General features: G+C 35.3%; 8 protein-coding genes. 2 read left to right on the forward strand and 6 right to left on the reverse strand.

All coding sequences use genetic code 11. The annotated features are described in order from the left end of the window. Both DD829_RS24115 and frr read left to right on the forward strand, forming a co-directional pair. Positions 1-197, forward strand: a 197-nt coding sequence (locus DD829_RS24115) for a hypothetical protein (protein WP_228408178.1), incomplete at its 5' end; no start/stop codon positions are given. A 266-nt stretch (positions 198-463) separates the two neighbouring features. Continuing rightward, entirely contained in the window at positions 464-1,018 is a 555-nt protein-coding gene (gene frr, locus DD829_RS11875; protein WP_116547784.1) for a ribosome recycling factor, read from the forward strand. A 64-nt stretch (positions 1,019-1,082) separates the two neighbouring features. On the opposite strand, the gene DD829_RS11880 is transcribed toward frr, so the two are convergent. The 6 genes from DD829_RS11880 to DD829_RS11905 form a co-directional block, all read right to left on the reverse strand. Next, complete coding sequence (locus DD829_RS11880; protein WP_116547785.1) at positions 1,083-1,721, reverse strand: hypothetical protein; 639 nt, start codon at positions 1,719-1,721, stop codon at positions 1,083-1,085. A 297-nt stretch (positions 1,722-2,018) separates the two neighbouring features. Beyond that, positions 2,019-2,807: a hypothetical protein gene (locus tag DD829_RS11885; protein ID WP_076390297.1), complete on the reverse strand. Its 789-nt coding sequence runs from the start codon at positions 2,805-2,807 to the stop codon at positions 2,019-2,021. Positions 2,808-2,938: 131 nt separating this feature from the next. Continuing rightward, positions 2,939-4,399: an LptF/LptG family permease gene (locus DD829_RS11890; RefSeq protein WP_108409546.1), complete on the reverse strand. Its 1,461-nt coding sequence runs from the start codon at positions 4,397-4,399 to the stop codon at positions 2,939-2,941. A 109-nt stretch (positions 4,400-4,508) separates the two neighbouring features. Beyond that, positions 4,509-5,156 carry a LolA family protein gene (locus tag DD829_RS11895; RefSeq protein WP_116547786.1) on the reverse strand — a complete coding sequence of 216 codons (648 nt, stop codon included), beginning with the start codon at positions 5,154-5,156 and terminating at the stop codon, positions 4,509-4,511. Positions 5,157-5,262: 106 nt separating this feature from the next. Continuing rightward, on the reverse strand, positions 5,263-5,742 hold the full coding sequence (locus DD829_RS11900) for a hypothetical protein (protein WP_108408812.1): 480 nt from the start codon (positions 5,740-5,742) through the stop codon (positions 5,263-5,265). Positions 5,743-5,755: 13 nt separating this feature from the next. After that, positions 5,756-8,329, reverse strand: coding sequence for an FtsK/SpoIIIE family DNA translocase (locus DD829_RS11905; protein WP_108408811.1), 2,574 nt, complete (start codon positions 8,327-8,329; stop codon positions 5,756-5,758). Between the last annotated feature and the right edge of the window lie 289 nt (positions 8,330-8,618).

Consider the following 8,618-nt stretch of genomic DNA (forward strand, 5'->3'; position numbering starts at 1 on the left):
AGAAGAATGCAATTTATAAATACAAGATATACTTAAAAGATATGCTTCCTCTATTAAGAGCCAATGTTGATTTAAGCGAAACGGTTTATTATTTGATTTATAAATATAGAAATTTATATTATCATTTCTGTATAGTTGATGGAGGTTTTATGATAAGAATTGAAAAGAATTTACCAAAGCAAATAAATGCTAAATAACAATATCTTGTTCATTTAATATTTTGTAATTCAACATTATGTTAAAATATCATTAAACACAGATAAAGAAAATAATTCCTTTAAACAAGTATATTTATCAGGATTTTTATTTCAGCAGTAAATTTAATTTTACTACTTTTGGAAGCAGTAAAAAATAGTAAAAAAACAGTAAGAAAGAGGCGTTGTTTGAGTAATTTATAAAATGCAACTTATTGATAATCATTTACTATTGAAATATGTGTAACTTATCAAATTTTATTATAATAATGGAAGAATTAGATCTTATAGTAGAGTCTGTACAGCAGGACATGGAAGCAGCTATTAAGCACCTGGATCATGCATTTCAGAGAATCAGAGCGGGACGTGCGTCTACAACAATGGTTCAGGATGTGATGGTGGAATATTACGGAGCATTAACTCCAATTAATCAGGTTGCCAATGTTTCTATTCCCGATGCAATGACGATTTCTATTCAACCTTGGGATGCAAAAGCCATTAATGATATTGAAAAAGCAATCATCAATTCAAATTTAGGTTTTGCACCTTCTAATAACGGGATCAACATTATCCTTAATGTACCGCCTTTAACGGAGGAAAGAAGACGTGAACTGGCAAAGCAGGCTAAGTCTGAAGCAGAAGATACGAAAGTAGTCGTAAGAAACGCAAGACAGAACGGTCTGAAAGAGCTTAAAAGACTGGAAGGAGTTTCTGAAGACATCATTAAAGGTATTGAAGCAGATATTCAGACGCTTACCGACAAATATGTAAAAGCTTGCGACGAGCATCTTAAAGTAAAAGAAGCTGAAATTATGAAAGTATAATTTTCGGCTCCTGAAAATATAAAAAGCGGTTTCATTTTGAAGCCGCTTTTGTTTTGGGTACAGTTTAAAGACAATTGATTTCTCCTTTTCTGTCTTTATTTTTAAGGATTAAATTATAGTTTTTCATCAGATCGGAAATGTTGCATTTTGTTTCTTTATTCGGAACCGAATCAGGATTTTTATTATTTCCTTTTGAGCGAATCGTATAATTTTTTTCGAGGCACTGAATGTCTTTATCGTTTAAAACGTAGATTCTTTTTTCATTGATATCATCTTTCGTTTCGGGTTTTTCGGGCGTTCCGCCTTCATCAAAATTCCATACCGTTTCCTCTTTAAAAATGAAAAATACGCTGTTGTTTTTTACATAATATTTTGTGGATGAAGAAAAATGACTGTGTTCTGCATAAGAATCTTTAACCATTCTGAGATCTTTGTTTTCATAATACAAAACAACTTCACCTTCTTTTTCGTTGCAGTTATACGTGAATTTCGTTGAGTCCATTTGTTTCGCAGACAAAAGCTTGTTTACAATTGCATATTCTTTTTTAATATCTTCAATGGAGGTAATGGTATCATTCGATTTTTCCGAAACTGTATTCATGGTTGTATTATCAGTCATTGAATTATTTTGAAAGTTTTCGGCATTTTCTTTTTTACAGGAAACAATGGCAAGAAAACCTAAACTGAAAAGAAGTATTTTCATAAAAGATGATTTAGATAAATCGTACTGCAAAAAACATGCGCAAAACTTATTTAAATCATCGCAAAGTCGCAAAATATTCATTAAATTTGGTCTTGTCTTAAGGTGGAAAAATTTTATCTAAAATAAAATTAAGCCTCATCCTTATTGAAAATCTTTGATTTTCTTGCGCCTTAAAGATTTGAGATTAATAAAAATCTTGCTTTTTTGTACTTTTTGACAACAATATTTCCATTAATAAAAAACTAAAATAAAAAAGCAGCTCCAAACTGAAACTGCCGTAAAAATATTTTAAATTGATTATTTACAATTTTCGTTATAATCGTAGATCACTTCATTCACGATCGAAAGATTGTCTGCCATCGCATTATCGATTTCATTTCGGATGAATTTTCCTAAACCCGATCTCTTTTTGGTATCATTTTTTAAAGAACCGTATTCTCCTTTTGTTACTTTAGCTTTCACAACAGGGCAGTCTGCGGTAATGATTTTTGCCTTTGCAACATTCAGTTCTTCCGGTTTTCCGCCTTTTTTGGAATACACATACGCCGGATTTTCTCTCATTCTTTTGTTTTCCTCGTCTGCAACAGCGATTTGTCCGCCTGCTGAGAAAGTAGTCGGGAATCCGTATACTTTGTACACTTTAATTTTTCCGTCTGCCACAACTTCTGCAAACTGATTGCTTTTTGTAAGGTTGTTGAAAGCTTTTAAACCACCACTTAAACCTCCGTTCTGGGTGTTGTACGCTTCTTTGGTGTTCGTGTATTTTATCGTCTCAAAAACTCTTTCCGTATTGTTGTCGATCGCCATATAACCTTTAAGATCATCAACATCATACGTTTTGAACTTTTGCTTTTTCTTTGAATTGTCAACGTCCGAAGTTGCAATGAATTTCACTTTTTTCTGATTCGTCCACGGATTCATTTCGTCTCCGGCAAGTCTTACAATACCTTCGATCTTTTTCCCGCTTTTATCAATAATGTATCCCGGCTTTTCCCCGATTCTCATTTCGTATTCCGTATTGTCTTCCTGCGCATACGCATTGAAAGAAACGATACTGAATAAGCCAATCAATAATAATTTTCTCATATAAAACTGTTATAATTTTTGACAAAGATAATTTTTTATAGCTGAAATGAAATTGAAATTTATTTTTTAACATACCACAAAAAAATCCGGAGAAAATTCCGGATCTTTTATATTGTATAGGGTACAGCTTATTATTGATACCTTTTGTGTTCTTGATTCTTTACAAAAAGTTTGATAACAGGCTTGAAAGCCGCTTTGTATTTCTCGGCATCAAACAGTTGAGAATCCGTCAGTGCTTTGTACGTCATCCATACTCCGAAAGGAAACAATACCAGATTCGGAACCCATGCTGCAAGATAAGGATTGATCTTTCCGGACCACGCCATATTTTCAAAACCTACATTAATCACGTAGAAAATAATGAAAATAACAATTGCAATCACTACAGGAAGTCCCATTCCTCCTTTTCGGATAATGGAACCCAAACTCGCACCGATCAGAAAGAAAATGATGCAGGTGAAAGAATATGTCACGATTCTTTGCTGATAAATCACGACTTTGCTGTAATATTTTACGCCGGGATCAATCTCATTATTTTTTCCTTCAAGTGTGCTTTTCAGGTTATCAAGACGGTTATAAGCATTATTGATGATCTCCAGTTTTTTATCCCCTTTCACCGTATCAAGCTTAATAATCTGCTTCGGTTTTGCCTTTGCGCTGTTCTGTTTGGTGTCCATATAACTTACCACAGAATTGGTCTGTCCCAAAACATCGCTGCTTACATTGGTGAAGAATTTCTGATTGTCTTTTTTCGTTTTATCGATTGTGGTATTCAGTTCATGGAACGTTTGGAAACGGTAATCATCTGTAATTTTTTCTTCTTCAATGGCTTTGTTAATGATCTCACTTACGTCGAAGTGAAGCGTTAATGTATCAAATTTAATCACCTGATCGGGCTGTTTCAGACGGACATCTTCCCCTCTTCCGGCAAAATTGTCTTCGTAAACAAATCCGTTAAACAGTTTAAGCTTTAAATAATTTGTATTTTCTGCCGGAGCAAAAACACCTTTCTGGGCAATTACGGTCTGCTGATTTTCGTAAGAGCTTGCTTTTTTATGAACAAAAACACCTTCTATATTTTCATCATTTTTACCATAAATTTTATCGAATTTCACCATGTTTCCGGGAATCTGATCGATAAACTGTCCCGGTGTGAAATTCAGGGCAGGTTTGGTCTGCGCAATATTGAAAAGCATATTTTTTGCCTTCCTCTGAAAATCCGGAATGATATTGTTGGAGAAAAAATACAGCATGATGGAAAGAACAACGGTTACTCCCAAAAGCGGCATCATCACTCTCGTGAGCGAAATTCCTGCGGCTTTCATGGCGGCAAGTTCATACCGTTCCCCGAATTCCCCGAAAGACATAATGCTCGCCAGAAGAATCGTGAGCGGTAAAACCATACTGATCACACTTACCCCGAGGTAAAAAAGAAGTTTCATGATTTGCCAGTAGCTCAGTCCTTTTCCCATAAACTGACCCAGCTGAATCCAGATAATGTTCACAATAAAGATGAAAAACAATACGCTGAATATAAAGAAAAACGGTCCGAAGAAGGTTTTTATAATATATCGGTCTAGTATTTTTAACATTCGCCAAAATTAAACAAAAAGCCACAAAGTTTTCTTTGCAGCTCTTATATTTTATGAAATTTTTATAATTAAAAGCAAATCCGCATATTCGCTTATCTGCTGATTATTTTTAAAGTTCTGTGGTCAGGTAATTTTTGTATTTGTTTTTATCAAATGTAAACATTCCCGGATCCAAAGTCTGGTTTTCCTTGTACTCTTTAATCGCAATTACGGCAAGGTCTTTATTGTTTCCGTGTTGTTCCAGTTTTACCATCTGTTTTTTTGCAGAATCTACAAAAAGATAAACGTATTTTATGCCGTTGGATTTTACCGGAGTTAATTTAATGAAATCCGCATTTACACCATCTACATTTTTCTTTCCTCCGTACGTTACATTATAATCTTTTCTGTAAGTAGAAAGATAGTTGATAGGGGAGAACATAGAGCTGCTTCCGTTAGGTTTCGCTACCGTAACTTCCATATCTTCTGTGTTGATGTTGTAGATTTTACTTCCGTCGAAGATCTGCTCCGTTTCCATGATCTTCAGTTTGTATTTATCTCCGGCAGCATAATAAATTCCGGGTTCCGATTTATCTACTTTTCCGTTGGTTCCGCTTCCGAACGAAAATTTGAAGTACGAATTTTTCTTAGAGTTATAATTAGCTGTAATATCATCAAGGATTTTTTTTGCCTTTGCATCAATCTTCTGTGCATTCGTAAATCCGACCGCTCCAACTACCAAACTGCTTACTATAACTTTTGAAATAATATTTTTCATTTTTATTAAATTCTTTAATCTTTAGACTTTCTTTAATGTTAAAAGTTAAACTGAGATTTCTCTTTAACTGCGCAGATCTTCCAAAAACTGTTCCAATTACTAAATCTTATTTTTGGTAAGTAAGTAGGAAATTATAGATAGCGTTTTTAAAAGATCTTTTAAGATTGTTACCGGCTGAACCTCCGAAATTTTTAAAATGCCCTGTACTTTCGTAGTTCTTTCCATTCGTATTGAAATTAAGTTTTGTGATCATATCGGTAAGAGATAATCCGAAATGCCAGTTAATATCAAGAATTTTCACATCAATACTTGCCTGAGAAATATGATCTGCTGTCTTTAGATTTAAATGGGTTTCTTCTGCCAGTTCTGCGACCGCCTGTTTAAACACTTCACTAACATCCGGATTTGAAGGATATCCTGAATGAGGACCTGTTACATTTATATATTTAACACTTGCGGAACTTAAAGTAAAGACCATCATTTTCTCTTGAAAAAATTCCTGCCTTAAATCATTTTGGGTGTAATTCTCCACCGATCCGCAACCGATTGCCGAAAACAGCAACAGTCCATATACAATTTTTTTCATAGGTAAGGGTTTATTAGTTTTTCAGATCATCTAAAAACTGTTCGAGGGAATGAAGATCACTAATGAGAACCTCTCTAGCTTTTGCCCCGTTAAATCCGCCAACAATTCCGCTGGCTTCCAGTTGATCCATAATTCTTCCCGCTCTGTTGTAGCCCAGTTTCAGTTGTCTCTGAAGCATGGAAGTAGAACCTTGCTGGGTAGAAACAATAATTCTTGCTGCATCTTCGAACAAAGCATCTTTTTCGTTCGGATCGAAAGCTCCAACTGTACTGGTGGAATCTTCAGAAACATATTCCGGAAGGATAAATGCGGAAGCGTACCCTTTTTGTTCCCCGATAAATTCTGCAAGTCTTTCCACTTCCGGAGTATCAACGAATGCACACTGAAGTCTTAAAATTTCATTTCCGTTAAAATATAGCATATCTCCTTTACCAATCAGCTGATCTGCTCCCGGAGAATCCAGAATCGTTCTGGAATCCACACTGGAAATTACTCTGAACGCTGCTCTTGCAGGGAAGTTCGCTTTAATCATACCTGTAATTACATTTACGGAAGGTCTTTGTGTAGCAACAATTAAGTGGATTCCCACCGCTCTTGCCAACTGAGCCAATCTGGCAATCGGTAATTCAACTTCTTTTCCGGCAGTCATAATTAAATCTGCAAATTCGTCCACCACCAAAACAATGTACGGTAAATAACGGTGACCGTTTTCCGGATTCAGTTTTCTTTCTGTGAATTTTTTATTGTATTCCTTTAAATTTTTACAGAATGCATTTTTAAGCAAATCATATCTCGTATCCATTTCAATACAGAGAGAATTCAGCGTGTTGATTACTTTATTCGTATCGGTAATGATCGCTTCTTCTGCATCCGGAAGTTTGGCAAGATAATGTCTTTCGATTTTTGAATATAATGAAAGTTCCACTTTCTTAGGATCTACCATTACAAATTTCAGTTCGCTCGGATGCTTTTTGTATAATAGTGAAGTAAGAATCGCATTAATCCCGACCGATTTACCCTGTCCTGTTGCTCCCGCCATCAGTAAGTGAGGCATTTTGGATAAATCTGCCATGAAAATTTCATTGGAAATAGTCTTTCCGAAAACCACAGGAAGATCCATATCCGTATTCTGGAATTTTTGCGAAGCAATCACCGAACGCATAGAAACCATCGTCGGATTTTTTCTCGGAACTTCAATCCCGATGGTTCCTTTTCCGGGCATTGGTGCAATAATACGGATTCCCAAAGCGGAAAGATTCAGGGCGATATCATCCTGCAGTTTTTTGATCGCTGCTACACGGATTCCCGCTTCCGGTACAATTTCATATAAGGTTACAGTCGGTCCTATCGTCGCTTTAATTTCGGCAATTCCTACATTAAAGTTTTTCAGCAATCCGACAATTTTATTTTTGTTTTCTTCCAGTTCGTCTTTGTTGATCGAAATTTCTTCGTTTCCGTAATCTTTCAGCAATTCAACAGGCGGCATCTGGAATTTGGCAAGATCCAGTTTATGATCGTACAATCCATGTTTGTCTACCAATTCCTGAGATTTTTTATCGGCATCATCCAGAATATCGATAACCGGAGCTACTTCTACATTAAATTTAATATTTTCCTGAGGCGCAGCCGCAGTAACTGTACTTACCGGAATAGAAGGCGTCATATCAAAAGCCTGTTCCGGACTTGAAGTCGGAACTTTAGGTCTGGAGTCGAGATTTAAATTGATGGAGTTTGAAAAATCATTTTTAGGTTCCTCATCAAAAGACGTTTTATTCGGCGTTACAATCGGATCCAAATTGCTGGATACCGGAACTTCCGGAAAACCTTTCGGAACTTTTACAGGTTCAGGCTCCGCCATTTTGGGAGCCGGTTTTTCTGCAACTTCCGTTACTTTTATTTTAGGTTGTTCTTCTTCCTGTTCTGTCGTTTCAATTTCCTCAATCAGTTCTTCATCCGCTTCAAAATTTTCATCAGAACTCGGCATCATCGATCTTACTTTTCCGATGGTATTTTCGTTGATGTCATTTAATTTAGACTTGATAGAACTCGGACGAAGATTGAATTCTAAAATAAAATACAGAGCAATACTTGCAATTAAAACCAGCCAAAGACCATAAGAACCAATAATCGTATTCAGAGACTCCATGATCTGATATCCGTAAACTCCGCTTAAAACACCCTGTCCTTTAGTAATCGCTCCAAACAGAATCGGAAGCCAGCAAATGAAAAACAGGGAATGACCTACCGTTTTCCAAGGTTTGAACATTTTCTTTTTCAGGATAACGGTTCCGAAAACCATAAATAAAAAGGCAATGATGAATGAAGCTACCCCAATACTTTCGAAAATAAATATATTTCCAAGCCAGTCGCCCAGCTTTCCGAAAAGATTGGAAGATTTTATTGTTTTATCGAGCATCGTTCCTGCCTGACTCTGATCTGCCTTCCAGTTCATCAGGTAAGAAACGAACGAAAAAGTAAGCACTACAGAAAAAAGAATGAAAGTAAGCCCGAAGAATACTCTTGGCTTAGATAAAAATTTGCCCTTATCAGGCGATTCAGTCGGTTTGTTTTGTGTGTTTTTATTCATAATGTCAATTGGCAAATTTAATGTTTTTCCTACATTAAACGGATGCTCATAAGCTTAAAAAAGTAACTAATTTTCCTTTATTTCAAAAGAATTTTTGGATTGATTTGGTTTTGATGATTAAAAATATTTAAAATAAAATGAACTGGGAAAAAATAATTCATCATTTTTTGCTGTTTTGAAAATTTGAATCAAATAAAAATTAAAAATTTGGAAAAGATAGAGCTTGTCAATCAAATTTATAGCTTTTATGAATCCAATTTCAGATATTTTTTAAATTTAAATTTTCCTT

The sequence above is a fragment of the Chryseobacterium sp. HMWF035 genome, from assembly GCF_003094695.1.
GTDB classification, from domain to species: Bacteria; Bacteroidota; Bacteroidia; order Flavobacteriales; family Weeksellaceae; genus Chryseobacterium; species Chryseobacterium gambrini.

Bases quoted from the DNA above. Each gene is read 5' to 3' on its own strand.
- DD829_RS11890 (WP_108409546.1), bottom strand. From the start codon at position 4,399: ATGTTAAAAATACTAGACCGATATATTATAAAAACCTTCTTCGGACCG.
- DD829_RS11885 (WP_076390297.1), bottom strand. From the start codon at position 2,807: ATGAGAAAATTATTATTGATTGGCTTATTCAGTATCGTTTCTTTCAAT.
- DD829_RS11900 (WP_108408812.1), bottom strand. From the start codon at position 5,742: ATGAAAAAAATTGTATATGGACTGTTGCTGTTTTCGGCAATCGGTTGC.
- DD829_RS11880 (WP_116547785.1), bottom strand. From the start codon at position 1,721: ATGAAAATACTTCTTTTCAGTTTAGGTTTTCTTGCCATTGTTTCCTGT.
- DD829_RS11895 (WP_116547786.1), bottom strand. From the start codon at position 5,156: ATGAAAAATATTATTTCAAAAGTTATAGTAAGCAGTTTGGTAGTTGGA.
- DD829_RS11905 (WP_108408811.1), bottom strand. From the start codon at position 8,329: ATGAATAAAAACACACAAAACAAACCGACTGAATCGCCTGATAAGGGC.
- frr (WP_116547784.1), top strand. From the start codon at position 464: ATGGAAGAATTAGATCTTATAGTAGAGTCTGTACAGCAGGACATGGAA.